The organism is Flagellimonas okinawensis (assembly GCF_029194005.1).
In the GTDB taxonomy this organism is placed as follows: Bacteria; Bacteroidota; Bacteroidia; order Flavobacteriales; family Flavobacteriaceae; genus Flagellimonas; species Flagellimonas okinawensis.
Genome location: NZ_JARFVA010000002.1, coordinates 192,306 through 209,590 on the forward strand (window position 1 = coordinate 192,306; position 17,285 = coordinate 209,590).

The window sequence follows — 17,285 nt, forward strand, 5'->3', positions numbered from 1 at the left end:
CTATGAAATTAACACTACTCAAGTGGGGCTCCTCTATTTGTATACTATTGTTTATGTATACAGGTATCTCTCAGGTAAAGAACGACTTTGATGTCCGTTATGAAAACAGGCTTAAAGGAGATCTTACCTTTATAGCAAACAATATCGTCAACAGAGACGAGGGAAGTGATGGTCCTGAAAGTCCATATAATGCCACAGGGTCATCTTCCGAGTATAACGATAGGTTGAACATGCAATACATAGATATTGACGGTGACCCATCGACTTTTAGCTCGAGTAGTGCTACACTTTCGGTGCCCGATCCTGGATGTTCCTTAATTCGTTATGCCGGTCTATATTGGTCTGCGGTTTACAGGGACAATAACCGTAGCACTGATTTTAACCAAGTAAAATTTCGGGTTCCCGGTGGATCCTATGTAGATCTAACGGCGGACGAAATCCTCTTTGATGGTGATGGCGATGCCGATTTTGGAACATACGCACCATATGCCTGTTATAAAGATGTAACATCCATTGTTTCAGGATTGGCCAATCCCGATGGGGAATATTTTGTGGCCAATGTTAGGGCCAGTTCAGGAGACAATGTTCAGGGTGGTGTTTCCGGAGGTTGGTCTTTGGTGGTTGTATATGAAAACCCAACCCTTCCAGGAAAATACATTACCACTTTTGATGGATACGCAGGTATCAAATCAGGAGAGACAGTGGACATTCCATTTAGTGGGTTTACCACATTGCCAGCTCCTTTCCCGGTAAACGCCAAACTTGGTGTTGCCGCATTGGAGGGAGATAACAGAATTTCAGGAGACCAGCTATCCATTCGCGCGGACAGCAATGGTTCCTTCACCACATTATCAAACACAGCCAACCCTGCAAATAACTTCTTTAATAGTAATATCACTAACGAAGGGGCCATTGTTACCACCAGAAACCCCAACAGTACCAACACATTAGGATGGGATGTGGACCTATTTACCATTCCCAATCCCAACCAGTCCGTAATTCCCAATGATGAGACCGGAGCTACGCTAAGGGCATCATCTACACAGGATAAATATGACATTTTCTTTACTTCGTTGGATGTAGAGATCATTGAGCCGACAATGAACCTTGCCAAAACAGTCGAGGATATTGGTGGAAATGATATTACTGGACAAGGTGTACATCTAGGGCAATATTTGGACTATGTACTCACTTTTGAAAATGTAGGGAACGACGATGCTGTAAATTATACGATCAGAGACGTACTGCCCATCAATGTTACGCTGGATGAGTCCAGTATTAACATGCCTGCTGGGGTAACATACGTATATGATCCAGCAACCAGGACCATTACTTTTACCATACCCGATTCCATGGTGGAAGAAGGGGACCCGGCCGCTACCATCCGTATGCGCGTACAAGTTGCTGAAAACTGCTTCGATTTTATCGATGCATGTACGGATATTATTCAAAACTTGGCATATTCCACCTATTCTGGAGCCATAAACACGGCACAAATTACAGATGACCCCAGTGTGTCCGATTTCGATGGTTGTGGTTTTGGAACGCCTGGCGCCACCAACTTCCTTTTGGATGATCTAAGTGCCTGTAATTTCTCCAGAACCGTACAATTGTGCGGGGACGAAGTATTACTTGACGCCGGTGACAACTTTGATAATTACATATGGTATCGCGATGAAAACGGAAACAACCAAATTGATGTTGGCACGGATACCGTAATCACAGATGGAGATTCCGATAACGACCCAAGTACAATCTTGGTGAACGAAATTGGGACCTACATCGTGGACAAACAAGTAGCAGATCCTTGTAAGGATTTTCAAGAAATCATCAATGTTGAGCTTTTCGGTTCCGTTCAGTCAAATCCGATCACCGCATTGATCAACGATACAAGCAACACCATTGATGGCGATATCGAAATATGTCCCAACGACGGTAGTGAGCTTCCAGAAATATTCCTTTGCGGACTAAACGATACCGAGCTTATCCAAATAAACATCCCGGATGCAACAAGCATTGTTTGGGAACAATTGGACGAAGCAAGTTGTGGTGCCGTAACCGATGGCTGTGCCAACACCAATGCAGGATGTACTTGGAACACCGTTGATACCGGAAACGACTTTTTGGCTTCAGATACCGGTCAATATAGATTGGTGATCAACTACCAAAATGGTTGTTTTAGTAGGTTCTATTTCAATATATATAAGAACCCGCTAGATCCACAGTATACTTCAAGGGATATTATTTGTGATACCGATGGAAACATTACAGTAACCAATGTTCCTTTGACCTATGAGTTCCAATTGGTGAACCAATCCACTGGTACTATAGAGGTTGCCTACCAATCAAGTCCTAGTTTTGACATCGACACCAATGGTGCCTACATGGTAGAAATGAGACAACAAGGTGTTACCGATGGCTGTGTTTTTGTTTTGGACAATATCGGAATTTTGGAAAGGGACTTTCAAGTAGATGTTGTTCCTCAAGATACAGACTGTAACGGTCTAGGTGAAATTGCCATTTCCGTACTAAATGTAGAGGCACAATACTATTATGAGATTTCCCAAGGAGGTACCGTAGTAGATACACACGGACCTACCAACGACAATAACTACACCTTTGTAAATTTAAATGACGGCGTATACGACGTTAACGTTACCACCGATGACGGGTGTGACTATACCGAACAAGTAACCATCCTAGATCTAACAGACCTTGAATTAACCGCAAGGATCTCACAACACATTACCTGTAGGGAAGGTAATATTCAAATGGAATCCACTGGAGGTAAAACACCTCACACTTATGCCATTTGGTCCTATGTGGACGATAATGGGGTTACACAGATTTCGTATCCCTCGGTAACCGACATTCCTGCGTCGGCATTCCAAACTAGTCAAATTTTTGACATTTATGACCCGGGGCGTTACACCTTTGTGGTAGTGGACAGAAACAACTGTTACGATATTTCCAACCCTGTGGATATCGAATTCAGGCCTGCTGCAGAGTACAACGCTACTACAATTACAGATGTTCTTTGTTATGGCGATGCCACAGGAGGAATTACATTTAATTTGGTTGACGACAACGGCTACCAACTTACCTACTATTTATTCGATGCCACAGGTTTTGACGAGGACAATTACGACCTGAACAACGCTTTGGCCACCAATGCTTCAGGTAATTTTCCTGGATTGACCAATGGTGATTATGCTGTGGTTATCAATCAACGAAAGGGTAGTGCAGACTGTGATTATTTTGAATATGCCAGTATCTCCGCACCATCATCTGCCATAGATGCCGATGCCGTTTTGGTACAGGATTATACCTGTTTGCAAGATGGTATTGTGGAAGCTCAAAATGTAACTGGAGGTACAGCTCCTTACGAATATAGTATCGATGGAGTAACCTTTGTAGCCTCCCCAACATTCAACAATCTAACAGATGGAACGTATACCATCACCGTAAGAGATGCCAATGGATGTACTTTCGTGACCAATTCTGTCACCATAGATCCTTTAGATCCGCCGACCGATATAGATTTTACATCTACCGATCCATTGTGCCCCACATTCGAATCCGACATTACATTATCCGTAACTGGAGGATCACCGGCTTTGGTTTATGAAATTATTTCTCCAGCGGCCAGCGTGGTGAATAATGGAAACAATGCAACCTTTACAAGCTTGACACCTGGAACATATATGTTCCGTGTAACCGATAGTGACGGATGTTCATACGATGAAAGCTACACGATTGCCCCGGTAACCGAAATTTCGGTTATGGGACAATTGGTAAGCAATATTACCTGCTTTGGTGCCAACGATGGTGAAATTGAATACACGGTATCCAATTTTAACACAGATTTCGATTATACCGTAACCGGTCCGGCATCTTTCTCTGGAACAGCTGAGACCAACGGAACCATTTCCTTAAACGGACTTGCCGAAGGAACATATACCATTACCGTTACAGATAATCTTACCAACTGTACAGATACTGCCGATGTAACCATTGCCGCTCCACCTGCGGCCATTACCGCTCCTGTAAGCGTTACCCAGCCTACATGTATTTCGGATGGTTCGGTGCAGATCACCGCTGCAGGCGGATGGGGAAGTTATACCTATGAAATTACCGCAGGACCCGCTACTTTTGGACCACAATCCAGTGGTTTGTTTACGGGATTAACCTTAGGGGGTACCTATACATTTACAGTAACCGATGCCAATGGGTGTGTATATACAGACACCTTTATCATCAATGAAGCCGTTGCTCCTGTACTGGAAATTGTTCCAAACGACATTTGTTACGATGATGCCACAGGTTTGACCCTAACAGCAAATATTACCTCTGGAGGCGATGGAAATTACCAATACAGCTTAAACGGAGGACCATTTGGAGCAACTAATGTCTTCACAGGTCTGGGCCCTGGTACTTATACCATTGATGTTAGGGATGGTAACAGTTGTACCGATTCAGCATCAATTACCATAGACCCTGAACTTAGTGTTGTAGCCTCCGCTTCCAACATTACTGCATGTGCTACTGGTACAGATATAAACATTACAGCTGCCGGTGGGGATGGAAACTATGTTTATGCCGTAGTGCCCGATGGGACAACTCCAACGGCTGGGGACTTTTCGACTACCAATCCGGTTACGGTAACAAGTGCTGGTGATTATGATGTTTATGTAAGGGATAATAATGGGGCGGCCGATTATTGTGAAGCCTCTTACGATATTACCATCATTCAAGATGACCCATTGGCAATAACCGTCACCAATACAGATATTTTGTGTAGCGGGGAATCACAGGCCGAAATAACCATTACGGCTACAGGCGGTGAAGGTCCATATTTGTACAGTATTGACAATGGAGCAAACTACCAGACATCAAATACATTTGTAAACCTTCCAGCAGGAAGCTATAACATCCGTGTTAGAGATGCCAATAACTGTGATGTAACAGAAATTTATACGATAACCGAACCACTAACGCTTTCTGCATCCGCAGCAGTAACTGCATTGGCGGAATGCTACCCAGGAATGGGAGCTGAGGTGAGGATTACCAATGCCATTGGAGGTACCGCTCCTTACGAGTACAGTTTTGACGGAGGATCTACCTACGGAGCAAGTTCCATTGGATATTTATTGCCCGGAACACATACGCTTTACATTAGGGATGCCAACCTTTGTACGTTCCCAATGTCCGTGACAATTGATCCGGAGCCGGAAGCTCCTACAGCAACCACGGCCATTGATTACGAGTGTGACGGAGAAGGAACAATCACAGTGACGCCAAGCAGCACTGATTTTGACTATACCTATGAAATTGATGGTTCACCCAATACACCAAACACATCCAATGTGTTTACAGATGTTGCGGTTGGAAACCATACTATTACAGTAAATTATACCAGTAATATTGCCCCTTCACCAAGTGTTCTTTTGTCAGAAAACTTTGGAACTGGTCCCAATACCAGTATACCGGAAGTAGATCCGGCATATTGCTACGAACCTCAAAATGGTTCTGTGAACTCTTGTGGATGGGGAATTGATACACACATACAAGACGGGGAATATTCCGTTACCCAGACAATTGTTAACCCTTATGGAACATGGTTAAGTCCAAACGATCATTCTGGTTTGGCCAACGGTAGATTCTTGGCCATGAACGTGGGAGGTGCAGTTGGACCAAATGGGATTATTTACGCTAAAAGAGGAATTGAAGTAGTCCCCAATAGGGATATTACCATTTCACTTTGGGCATTCAACCTATTGAGAAACGGTACCAGTGGTGCAGACCCAGATATCGATATACAATTGGTTGATGGCGTTGGAACTGTAATTGCCAGTACAACTACTGGTAATGTACCTAAGAACAATGGTGTTAACGATTGGCAAAACTACTCCGTAACCCTAAATCCAGGAGCCAATACCAACTTGGATATCGTTATACGAACAAACTCTGCAGTAACCGGCGGTAATGATATTGCGATTGATGATATCGAAGCTTACCAAACACCAGAAGTATGTACAGAATCATTGACCATCAATGTGAATGTAGAAGATGGTCACGCTTTTGATGGAGCTATTACGGCCTATTCCGATCTTTCGTGTAATGGAGCTGCAGATGGTACCATCACTTTCGAAGCAGAAAACTTTGATCCTGCAACAGGGTTTACCTATCAAGTTGATGGTGGAGCCGTTTCTGCACCACAATTTGCGAGTCCTGTAACCGTAAATGGTTTGTCTGCTGGAGCACATACTATAGAAATAGTAGATCTAAGGGATGCTGCCTGTTCAGTAATCCTTAACCAAACATTGACGCAACCGGATGTATTGGATGTTACAGCATCCATTACCAACGAACTTACTTGTACAAACGGAGGAGCCACCATTACTGCAAATGCAACTGGCGGAACACCCGCATATCAATATCAGTTGGAAGATGATTTGGGCGCTGTTCTAACGGCCTATCAATCATCCAACGTGTTTACGGGTATAGCTGCCGGCGATTACGTTGTTAGGGCAATGGACACCAATTCTTGTGAGGATACCACTGCTGTAATCACTGTTGATCCACCTGCAACCATTGTCTTCACGGCAACACCGACCGCTTGTTATAGTGGTAATAACGACGGTAGTATTCAGGTAGATGTTACCGATGGTAACGGGAACTATCAATTCAGTATAAACGGAAGTCCTTGGATTACACCAACGCCTTCTACAGCTACAACCTATACGTTCTCAAGTTTGACTGCAGGAACCTATACTATTGATGTACGTGATCAGTATGGTTGTTCCGTTCAACAAACAGTAACCATTGTCGATGCTTTGATTGCATCCGTAGATGTTGTGGATGTATCAACTTGTGCCGATGGTAGCATAACTGTAACTGCTTCTGGTGGTTCACCAACTTTGGAATATGCATTTGTTCCAACTACTACAGACCCAACAGGATCATTCTCAACAACAAATGTTTATACAGTTACCGCCGGTAACGAAGGTACATTCGATGTGTACGTAAGAGATAATTCCGCAACCGCTCCTTATTGTGAATATATGGAAACGGTTACGGTGAACCCTGGTGTTCCATTGACTATGACTGCCACTCCAACTGATCCAGATTGTCATGACGGAACAGGAAATATTTTAGTTGATATCACCTCTGGCATCGCCCCATATACTATAGAAATTGTTGATTTGGACAATGGTGGCGCATCCAGCCAAACAAACACAAATGTATTGGCCTCAAGTAGGACTTATTACAACTTGATGCCTGGTAATTACACCATTAATGTTACCGATGCGACAGGATGTGTGATCACCGATACCCAAACTATTAACAATCCTGATGAATTAACAGGAATAGTTACCGGTGTTGTGCCGGTGAATTGTGGTGTGGGGCCTGCCGAATTTGGTTTTGACTTTTCCGGTTATCCATCAACTATTGGAACCATTGAATTTAGTGATGACGGGGGCACAACCTGGTCCTCTTCCGACCAATTCCGTGGATACAATCCTGGTGATACCGTATATCCATCCTTAAGAACAGTTGACGGATCTGGAAATACAATTTGTCAAACCGATTTAGAACCTTTCCTAATTCCTTATCCTTTGGATGATTTGGACATTACCATTTCGGCCTTGGTAGTAAATTGTAACGAATTACAGGTTACCGTTCAAGGGTCTGAAGGTGTTGCTCCATATGAGTATGCCTATTCTGATGATCCTGCCAATTTTGATCCATCTACAGCTACTTGGAACCCAGGCGGAAGTGTTGATAACCTTGGTAACACGGTTACTGCGGGTCACGGTATGTACCAATGGACAGGTTTGGTTCCAGGAAGAACTTATGTTTTCTATGTAAGAGATTCCAGTGGTTGTGTTCGCCAGAGTAATGTAAATGTGAACGATTTGATTACCGTTCCGTTAGAAATTACTTCTGTGGTGACTCCAACTTGTGACGGATTAACTACCGGTAGTATTACCTATACGGTAACAGATAATCAAGCTCCTTTCGAAACTTTGATGAGATGGACTGTTTATGACATGTCCTCTGGTTCTCCTGTTTCAGTTGCAACTAGTGGTGGTATCGTTCCTTTTTCATCTCCTCAACAGGATATAGTTGTGAACAATCTTCCGGCTGGAAACTACTTTATTGAAGTTACAGAAGTGGATGGTTCCAATAATGATAGTTGTGTGGGTGCGACCGAAAATGTACTGTTACAGGAATTGGATCCTTTAACAGGTACACCCGTAGTTTTACAAAATATCAGTTGTGATGCCCCTGGACTTATAGAAATTCAAAACCCAATGGGCGGTGGTGGAATTTATACCTATACCGTTACAGGACCGGTAGGATTTACTACTATCACATCTACATCCGACAATCCAATTGAAATTCCTGCGAATTCACCAGCAGGTAACTACGAAGTTACTATGGAAGATCAGTTTGGTTGTGGTGTAAACTTGGGAAATGTTCCTTTGACATTGACCCCAAACCCAACTATTGATAGTGTTCACATTGACAGTTGTGCATATCCTATCACAGTAACCATAAATGCTTCGACTACAGCTACAGACGTTTTCTATTCTATGGATGGTGGAGCAACTTATTTGGACAACGGAGGTATATTTACCAATGTATCACCAGGAACATATAACATAGCTATCATAGATAGCAATGGATGTACCGATACTGATGTTATCGATGTTCACCCTCCATTGGAATTTACAGCAATACAAACCGTAGCCTTGGATTGCGAGCCAGGTGCAGCGGCAAATGCCGAGATAGAAATTAATGTAATCTCTGGTTCCGGGAATTATGAATATATGATCGATGGTCCTGGTTTAAATGATGTAGCTAGAACTACATTGCCATCCAATCCATTCACATGGACTGGTGCAGCGGCTGCAGGAAGCTATGATGTAATTGTATATGATATGGGAACAGCACCACCAAACTGTTCCCAGACCATTACTGTTGATGTACCTGAAGCACCGCTTCCAAGCTTTACGGAAACTCATACGGATGTTACCTGTTTTGGTGCTAGCGACGGTACCATTACCTTAACGGAACAGGATACAGGTATAAATCCATTGACCTATACATTGTCTCCTATGCCTGCAGGTGTTGTACAAAACGGCAACACATTTGAAAACCTTCCTGCCGGTACATACAGTGTACGTGGTGTAGGTTCCAACAGCTGTTTCGTGGATATTTTTGATATTGTCATCAATGAGCCAGCAGCAATTGCAAATGTGAACGCAAGTGTACTGGAATTTGGATGTACTGCTGGTAACAATACCAACAACGCAACCATAACCGTAGATACGGCTTCCATTACCGGAGGTAGCGGAAACTATGTAATCTATGAATTCATCAAAGACGCAGGTTCCGTTGTAGTTCAATCCGGAAGTAACCCTGTTTATACTGAAACCGACATCAATGGTGGAAGTTATACCATCAATGTTTATGATGACAATGGATGTTTGGGACAAACTACAGCAGTAATAGCACCATTTGATAGCTTGGATTCTGCCAGTGTTACCATAGATGCAGTTGCAACTTGTGTAACAGGTGAAGATATCACTATCACAGCATTTGGTTCCATTACCAACTCAAATACAGATCCTGCAAACTATGAGTTCAGGGAATTGCCATCAGGTCCATTCCAAGCCTCGGGAACATTTACAGGATTGAGTGTTGGAACACATAATTTTGAAGTAAGAAATACAGTAACAGGATGTATTATTACCGTTTCTCATGAAGTGGCAGATCCAGAAGTATTGGATTTGAACATCGTGGATACTACTGATATAACTTGTTTTGGAGATACCAATGGTTCCGTAGAACTGAACTTGGTAGATGCTTCCAATGTTACGTATGCAAGTGCTACCAGCTATACCCTGTACTACGACGTAAACAATACGCCCACAGATATATCGGATGATACCACATTTACTGGTTCCGATGCCGATGGAAGCTTTACTATCACAGGTCTTGCTGCCGGAACCTATTACATCGAGGTTACCGATACCAACCCTCCGGGATCAGCATGTTTGTACAGTGAATCTTTCACCATTGCAGGACCAGCAGCGTCCATAGCAGGTGCAACCGTAGTAACCGATATCACTTGTTTAGGCAACGATGGTACCATACAAATTACCAATGTAACCGGTGGATGGGGTGGATACTCCTATTATGTGGGTACAACTTCTCCAACAGGTCCTGGTGACTATGTTGCCTCTCCAAACTTTAGTGGACTTGGAGCTGGAACTTATGAAGCTTGGGTAATCGATTCCAGTGGATGTGAGCAATTGGTGGATACAGTAACACTAGCTGACCCATTGCCAATTACGGCAACCCTTCAGGTAAATGTTGAAAACTGTACAGACCTTCAAGGAGAAATCCAAGTAGTTGGAACAACCGGAGGACAAGGAAGCAACTATACTTACCAATTGATAAGAAACGGAGTTAATGTTGGCTCTCCTCAAACCAGTGATGTTTTCTCTGGATTGGGTGCAGGCTCATATGAAGTATTGATAGCCGACCAATGGTCTTGTACCACAACGGTAGGTCCTGTGGTACTTACAGATGCTATGACAGCCACTACCACTGTGGTTAAACCTATCGATTGTACTGTAGATCCAGGAGGTCAGATAACAGTAAATGTTTCTGGTGGATCGTCCAACTTAACCTTTGCTGTTGAGTTCCCTGATGGTTCTACCCCGCTACCAACAAATACTACTGGAGTGTTCACAGGTTTAACCATGCCAGGTGTATATACCTTCACGGTAACCGACAATGATACAGGAACTCCTTGTACCTATGTGGTGACACAAGAGTTGGATGATAAAGTTGATCCTATTCTATTGGATGCCACTATTCAAAATGTAAGCTGTTTTGGAGGAAACGACGGTAGTATCTTGGCCAACCTTGATCCTGCTACAGCGGTGAATCCAATTTACAGATATGAGTTGATAGGAATAAGTGCAGGTGCTCCGAGCAGACCACTACAGGATAGTCCTTTGTTCGATAATCTACCAGCTGGTGATTACGAAGTTCGTGTGATCTCTTCCAGATCTTGTGTAGATGTAAAAGCTGAAACCATTACAGAACCTACAGTATTGGATGCAACTGCTACCGCTACGGATTTTGTATGTAGCCCGAGCAATTCTGTAGATGTGTCAACAATAACAGTTACAGCTACAGGAGGTACTCCATTTACTGGCGGAACTCCTTACTATCTATATAGTTTTGAAGGAAACAGCTTCACCTCCAACCCATCTTTTGATGTGGTGGACAATGGAACTGCTCAAACTATAAACTACATTGTGAGGGATGCCAATGGTTGTGAATATCCAAACAGTATCACTGTTCAGCCATTGAACACATTCACATTAAGTGCCAATCAGGATGTGGCAATTACCTGTAACAATCCAGAAACGGTAACATTGACGGTTACAGAAAGTATTGGTGGTGACACCTACACCTTCGAGTTGCTGCCAGTAGGAAACCCATATGGATCTATGGTTACTTCCACAACAACAACTGCAACTTTTGAGTTGACAGAACCTGGTACTTATACCTTCAGGGCAACCAACGATACCACAGGATGTTATGTGGAAACTACACATACCATCGCTCCTTACGATACCATAGATGTGAGCGCAACAGCTACAGCACCAGCAATTTGCTTTGGTGATGCAGGTGAAATAACAATAGATGTTACTGGATACACAGGGGCTTATGACTATGATGTATACAGAACGGATGGTACCTTGATCGTATCAGGAAGTGAAAACACCTCATCCGGTTCATTTGCCATAACGCACCCAGATTTGGTTGGTGGAAACTACTATGTTGAAGTAGAAGCTACAGGAACACCTTTCTGTTCCGCTATTTCCGGAACGGTGACCATTATTTCACCAAGTGCGGCATTGGATTATACACCACAAGAAATGGCCAATGTTACCTGTACGAACGATCAGGGTGAAATTTTGATTGCTCCAACGGGAGGTTATGCACCATACGACATTGTATTGACCAATACCACGACAACTGAGGTTTATACGATGAACGATGTAGCCAGCTACTTGTTCACTGGATTATCCGCAGGAGTTTATACGGTAAGGGTAACGGACAATGGAGGATGTTTTGAGGATAGAGGAATCACCCTGGAAGTGCCAGACCCAATTACCGCAGATATTGATGCTGCTCCAATCGACCTATTGTGCTACGGTGCTGAAAGTGCTTCAGTATGGGCGCACAACGTAAGTGGAGGAAGTGGTTCGTACAACTATCAATTGAATTACTACAATGAAGCAGGTACTGCCATTGTATTTACCACTGGTGAACAAATCAGTAACACATTCAATAATTTGGGTGCAGGTACATACAGTATTACCGTTTCCGATGTATGGAACTGTTCTGTGGAAACTCCAACGGTAACCATTACAGAACCAACTGAGGTAATGGCTTCATTGATCCAGGTAAGTGAAATGACCTGTAACGACGATGCACAGATTATGTTGAGCGCTGCAGGAGGAACTGCACCTTACTACTACAGTACAGATGGAATCAATTTCTTTGCCATGAGCGGTGGGGATACACATACATTTGATGTAGGAGCAGGTGAATACCAATATTACGTTCGCGATGATAATGGTTGTGATGCCATGATATCCAACCAAGTTACAGTTGATGAGGTTCCAGAACTAACCTTGGCGATCGATGAATCTGCTGCGTTGATCAATTGTACAGGCGAAGCATCCGCTACAATCATAGCACAAGCAACCGGTGGTTTGGGCAACTATAGCTACGAATTGTTCAGTGATGCTGCCTTGACCAACTTGGTAGATGGACCACAAAACAACGGTACTTTCAACGGCCTAATGGCAGGTGAATACTATGTAAGGGTAACCAGTGAAGACTGCGTGGAAGTTTCCCCAGTGATTACCATAGTTGATCCAGAACCATTGGTTGTGGAAAGAGAAGAGTTTACAGATATAACATGTTCAGGAATGAACGACGGTACAATTACTGTTGAAGTGTCGGGTGGAACAGGTGAGATTCTATACGCTATTTCACCTAATCTAGATCAGTTTGATACGACGAACACCTTTACTGATCTAGAACCCGGCATCTATGATGTAATTGCACAAGATGTGAACGGATGTTTCATTACGTTCCAATTTGAAATCACTCAACCGGAACCAATCGTTGCCGAAGCCATTAATATTATGGACGAGGTATGCTTCGAAAGCGGTGATGGATCATTTGAGCTACAAATATCAGGAGGTACCGCTCCTTATCAAACTAGTTTAAATTCCAGTGCAGATGAAAACTTTGTACAAGATCAATTCTTGTTCCAAGACCTTACCGCAGGAACGCATGTTGTATTTGTAAGAGATGCTCAAGGTTGTGAAACAAATGTAATCGTGGAAATAGAGCCGGGTGTTAACCTAGCCGCTACCGTTACACCTATTTACGAGTGTACAGGTAATATTCCAGACAACTACTTGGAAATTATATTGGAAGACGAATCAATTGCGGGTGACCTTATGTACGCTTTGGATTCAACAGATCCAGCCGATATGCAACTAACGGCCGACTTTACCAATATGACACCAGGTGACCATTACATTACCATAGCCCATGCCAATGGATGTATGACCACATACGACTTTACCATTGAAGCCTATGAACCTTTGACACTGACGTTGGAAAACAACAACATCAACCAGATTACGGCCATAGCAGAAGGTGGAGTGGAAGATTATACATTCTATTTCAACGATATCGACAATGGTACGGATAATACGTTCTACATCAACAGGACCGATACGTACACGGTAACTGTAATAGATCAGAACGGTTGTGAGGCCACCGCAGAAATATTCATGGAGTTCATAGATATTGAGTTCCCGAACTTTTTCACCCCAGATGGCGACGGTCTCAACGATATATGGATACCTGACAACATTGAAGGGTTCCCGGACGTACTAATTAAGATTTATGACCGTTATGGTAGAGTAGTGGAAGAGATGACCCGAAACGTACAGGGATGGGACGGTAATTACGATGGAAAACCATTGCCAACCGGAGATTACTGGTACGTAGTTAAACTCGAAGGTCCACAAGACGATCGAGAATTTGTGGGACACTTTACACTATATCGACAATAATACTTAACCTACGCTGACCCCATGCTTAAAAAAGTATACTCAACTATCCTACTTGTTTCCTTGGCACTTTGTGCCAGGGGACAGGAGTTGACCGTACCCCAATTATCCCAATATATAGCCGATAATCCATTTTTAATGTCTCCTACCTATGCAGGTATAGGAGATCATATAAAAGTCCGTTTAAACGGCTTAACACAATGGGTAGGAATCGAAGATGCTCCCGATACCCAAACCTTGGCAGCCGATGCCAGGATAGGAAATAGATCCGGAGTGGGAATGCTGCTTTATAACGACAGTAATGGTTATACCAGACAAAGGGGGGCAAGGGTTTCCTTTGCACACCACCTTACTTTGGACAGATATGATGACATCTTTTTATCCTTCGGAATTTCGTACAACTTTAACCAGTTCAGGATAGATGTGGAACAGTTCGAAGCCAGAAATGGACAACTACCTACAGATGATAAAGCAACCACCAACCATAATTTTGATCTGGGTGTATTGTACCGTTACGATAAATTCTTTTTAAGCCTTAATGCAGGAAACGTACTAAACAAAGATCTTTCCAATTTTAATACGGACATTATTAGAATAGAACCGAACAAATTGAGAAATTATTATCTGTATTCAGGATACAGTTTTTCCAAGAGCAAGAACAGTAAGTTGGAAATAGAACCATCCGTATTTTTTCAATGGTTCGAGAGCGACGGACGTTCAGTCACCGATCTGAACGCTAAATTCCGATTCCGCGATTTTGAAGACTACTACTATGTGGGTCTCACCTACCGCTTTTTGAACGATCAGTTAGGTGAACCACTGTACATTGCTCCAATGGCCGGATTTAAAAAGAGTAACTTCTATTTTGGGTATTCCTATCAAGTTATAACCAACGAGATATTGGGTTATAGCACAGGTACCCATGTACTTACCGTAGGAATGGACCTCTTCCAAGGTATAAGTAACTGCAGATGTATGTATTGATTTTATCGCTTTTACCCTATTTTTGCCCTTTCTTAATTCAAAGCTTTGGGAAAGATCAGGTTAAAGAACGTTAGAATACATTCCAACCATGGGTGTTTAAGGGAAGAAATGCTCATTGGTAGCGACTACAGGGTAGATTTGGAAGTTACCGCAGATCTTTCGAAGCCGGCAGCATCAGATCAACTTGATGAAACCGTTGATTATGTTCACCTCAACAACATTATTAAAGAGGAAATGACGGTACGTTCCAATTTATTGGAGCATGTCGCCAAAAGAATCATTGATCGTATATTTCAAGAAATCAAGGAAGTAACCCATGTAGAGGTCGAAGTTTCCAAAATAAACCCCCCAATTGGTGGCGATGTCGAAAGTGTTTCGGTGAAACTCGAAATTACTCGATGAACGGCCACTTAGAAGATGTGACCTCGATCAATCTTTTTTTATTTTTGTTTCCAACAACACTAACGGCATTGTGGTCGAATTGGATAGACAAAGTCCCGCAAGGATTTTTATGGTGGTTCGAGTCCACCCGATGCCTCAAAGGTATACTTTTCACGAAAGTATCGCGCATTTTTATTTAGATTATTTTTCAATCTAATAATTCATAAAATATTTTTAGCTTTGCGATCCAATTGGCATCGTGGCCGAGTGGCTAGGCAGAGCTCTGCAAAAGCTTGTACAGCGGTTCGAATCCGCTCGATGCCTCAAAACCCAGCATTAATGCTGGGTTTTTTGTTTATAGGTTCTCTATTTTTTCGATTTTTTCCTGGATATCGAACTTATCTTTCGGTAAAAAACCCTTGGTAATCAATACAATACCACAAATTACCAAAACAATGCCCAATCCTTTTTTTATAAGTACAATGCGTTCCTGGGTCAAATATCTCTTCAACTGTTTGGCCAGGATAATCTTAAGAAGATCAGTTCCAAAGTATACCATCAATACGGTGCCAAAAAATACGGTCATTCTGTTGGGATCATTATCCAGACTAGGCCCTACTACAATGATCAGGCCCAACCAAAATGCAAGTACCCCTATATTTATAAAGTTCAAAAGAAATCCCTTTACCAAAAGACCTAAGTAAGTTCCCTTTGATGCCTTTACATTGGATTTTTTCTTGGCCTTTTTTACAAAAAGAAATATTCCATAAACCAACAGAATCATACCTCCGAACACAAATAGACCAGGTTCGTTGCTCAAATTTTCCAATAATTGAAAACTACTGAAATAAGCTATCAACAAAAAAACAATATCGGCAAGAATTACCCCTACATCCAAGCTTACTCCGGCTCTAAAGCCCTTGGTGGCGCTAGTTTCCAATAAAACAAAGAAAACAGGTCCAATCATAAAGCTCAACAAAAATCCCAAAGGGATCGCTGCTTGAATGTCGTCGATCATTTTTAGTGCACTCTTTTTATCTTTCCGCCAAACAGGGTATGCTCATCCATTTTCTTTGGGTCTCCATACACCAATACCTCGCCACCTGCCTTTACATTGGCCTTTACATAGTCCGATGCATAAATTTCGGCATTTCCTCCGGCGTTGACGCTTATTGTGGTAAATTTTGTTCTAAATGTACGTCCGTTATAAGTTCCCCCAGTATTAATGATAACATCCTGGTTGTTGGAAAACCCACCTGCAAATACTTTTCCTCCAGAAACCGCTTTGATCAGCAATTGATCCACTTCACAGTTTATTTCCAGCTCACCGCCTTCTTGGGCCTTGAGTTCCAAAACTTTCTGTACATAGGTTTCATCAGAAGATATCCTAGCATCCTCGTTTACATCTATCACCACGAGTTCCTCTGAATGATAGAGATCTACATAAGTTCTGTAACCACTAAAGATCTTAACGATCTCCATTCGTATTTTCAAAACACCATCATTATTTACAATGGCAACATTATCGGTATTGGACCCTGTGATTACAGCTTTGTTCTGGTTGGACTTGATAAGATTAATGGAAATCCCATCAAACCCCTTGACCTCCGTAAACTTTTGTAGGTTCTGGGTTACGGTTGCATCCTGTGCACTCACAAATTGTAGCGATAGGAACAGTACAACAATCGTAATTACTTTCATGTTATAAAAATTTGGTTCTCAATAGGA

5 protein-coding genes and 2 tRNA genes are annotated in these 17,285 nt (G+C 42.5%); 5 read left to right on the plus strand and 2 right to left on the minus strand.

The features are described 5' to 3' along the window. Positions 1-2 precede the first annotated feature (2 nt). The 5 genes from PY091_RS06755 to PY091_RS06775 all read left to right on the plus strand — a co-directional run bounded on the left by PY091_RS06755 (position 3) and on the right by PY091_RS06775 (position 15,881). Positions 3-14,195, plus strand: coding sequence for a T9SS type B sorting domain-containing protein (locus tag PY091_RS06755; protein WP_275648947.1), 14,193 nt, complete (start codon positions 3-5; stop codon positions 14,193-14,195). A 21-nt stretch (positions 14,196-14,216) separates the two neighbouring features. Next, positions 14,217-15,176, plus strand: a complete 960-nt coding sequence (locus PY091_RS06760; protein ID WP_275648948.1) for a PorP/SprF family type IX secretion system membrane protein — start codon at positions 14,217-14,219, stop codon at positions 15,174-15,176. Between the two features lie 45 nt (positions 15,177-15,221). Continuing rightward, the gene (folB, locus tag PY091_RS06765; RefSeq protein ID WP_275648949.1) at positions 15,222-15,578 is read left to right on the plus strand and encodes a dihydroneopterin aldolase; all 357 of its coding nucleotides are present in this window, start codon (positions 15,222-15,224) and stop codon (positions 15,576-15,578) included. A 64-nt stretch (positions 15,579-15,642) separates the two neighbouring features. Continuing rightward, positions 15,643-15,714 (plus strand) — tRNA-Cys (locus PY091_RS06770). 96 nt (positions 15,715-15,810) lie between these two features. Then, positions 15,811-15,881 (plus strand) — tRNA-Cys (locus PY091_RS06775). Between the two features lie 31 nt (positions 15,882-15,912). On the opposite strand, the gene PY091_RS06780 is transcribed toward PY091_RS06775, so the two are convergent. Then, the gene (locus PY091_RS06780; RefSeq protein WP_275648950.1) at positions 15,913-16,575 is read right to left on the minus strand and encodes a LysE family translocator; all 663 of its coding nucleotides are present in this window, start codon (positions 16,573-16,575) and stop codon (positions 15,913-15,915) included. A 2-nt stretch (positions 16,576-16,577) separates the two neighbouring features. After that, positions 16,578-17,258, minus strand: coding sequence for a head GIN domain-containing protein (locus PY091_RS06785; protein WP_275648951.1), 681 nt, complete (start codon positions 17,256-17,258; stop codon positions 16,578-16,580). Positions 17,259-17,285: the final 27 nt, after the last annotated feature.

Excerpts from the sequence above, each read along its gene's own strand:
- PY091_RS06780 (WP_275648950.1), bottom strand. The coding sequence starts at position 16,575 with ATGATCGACGACATTCAAGCAGCGATCCCTTTGGGATTTTTGTTGAGC.
- PY091_RS06760 (WP_275648948.1), top strand. The coding sequence starts at position 14,217 with ATGCTTAAAAAAGTATACTCAACTATCCTACTTGTTTCCTTGGCACTT.
- PY091_RS06785 (WP_275648951.1), bottom strand. The coding sequence starts at position 17,258 with ATGAAAGTAATTACGATTGTTGTACTGTTCCTATCGCTACAATTTGTG.
- PY091_RS06755 (WP_275648947.1), top strand. The coding sequence starts at position 3 with ATGAAATTAACACTACTCAAGTGGGGCTCCTCTATTTGTATACTATTG.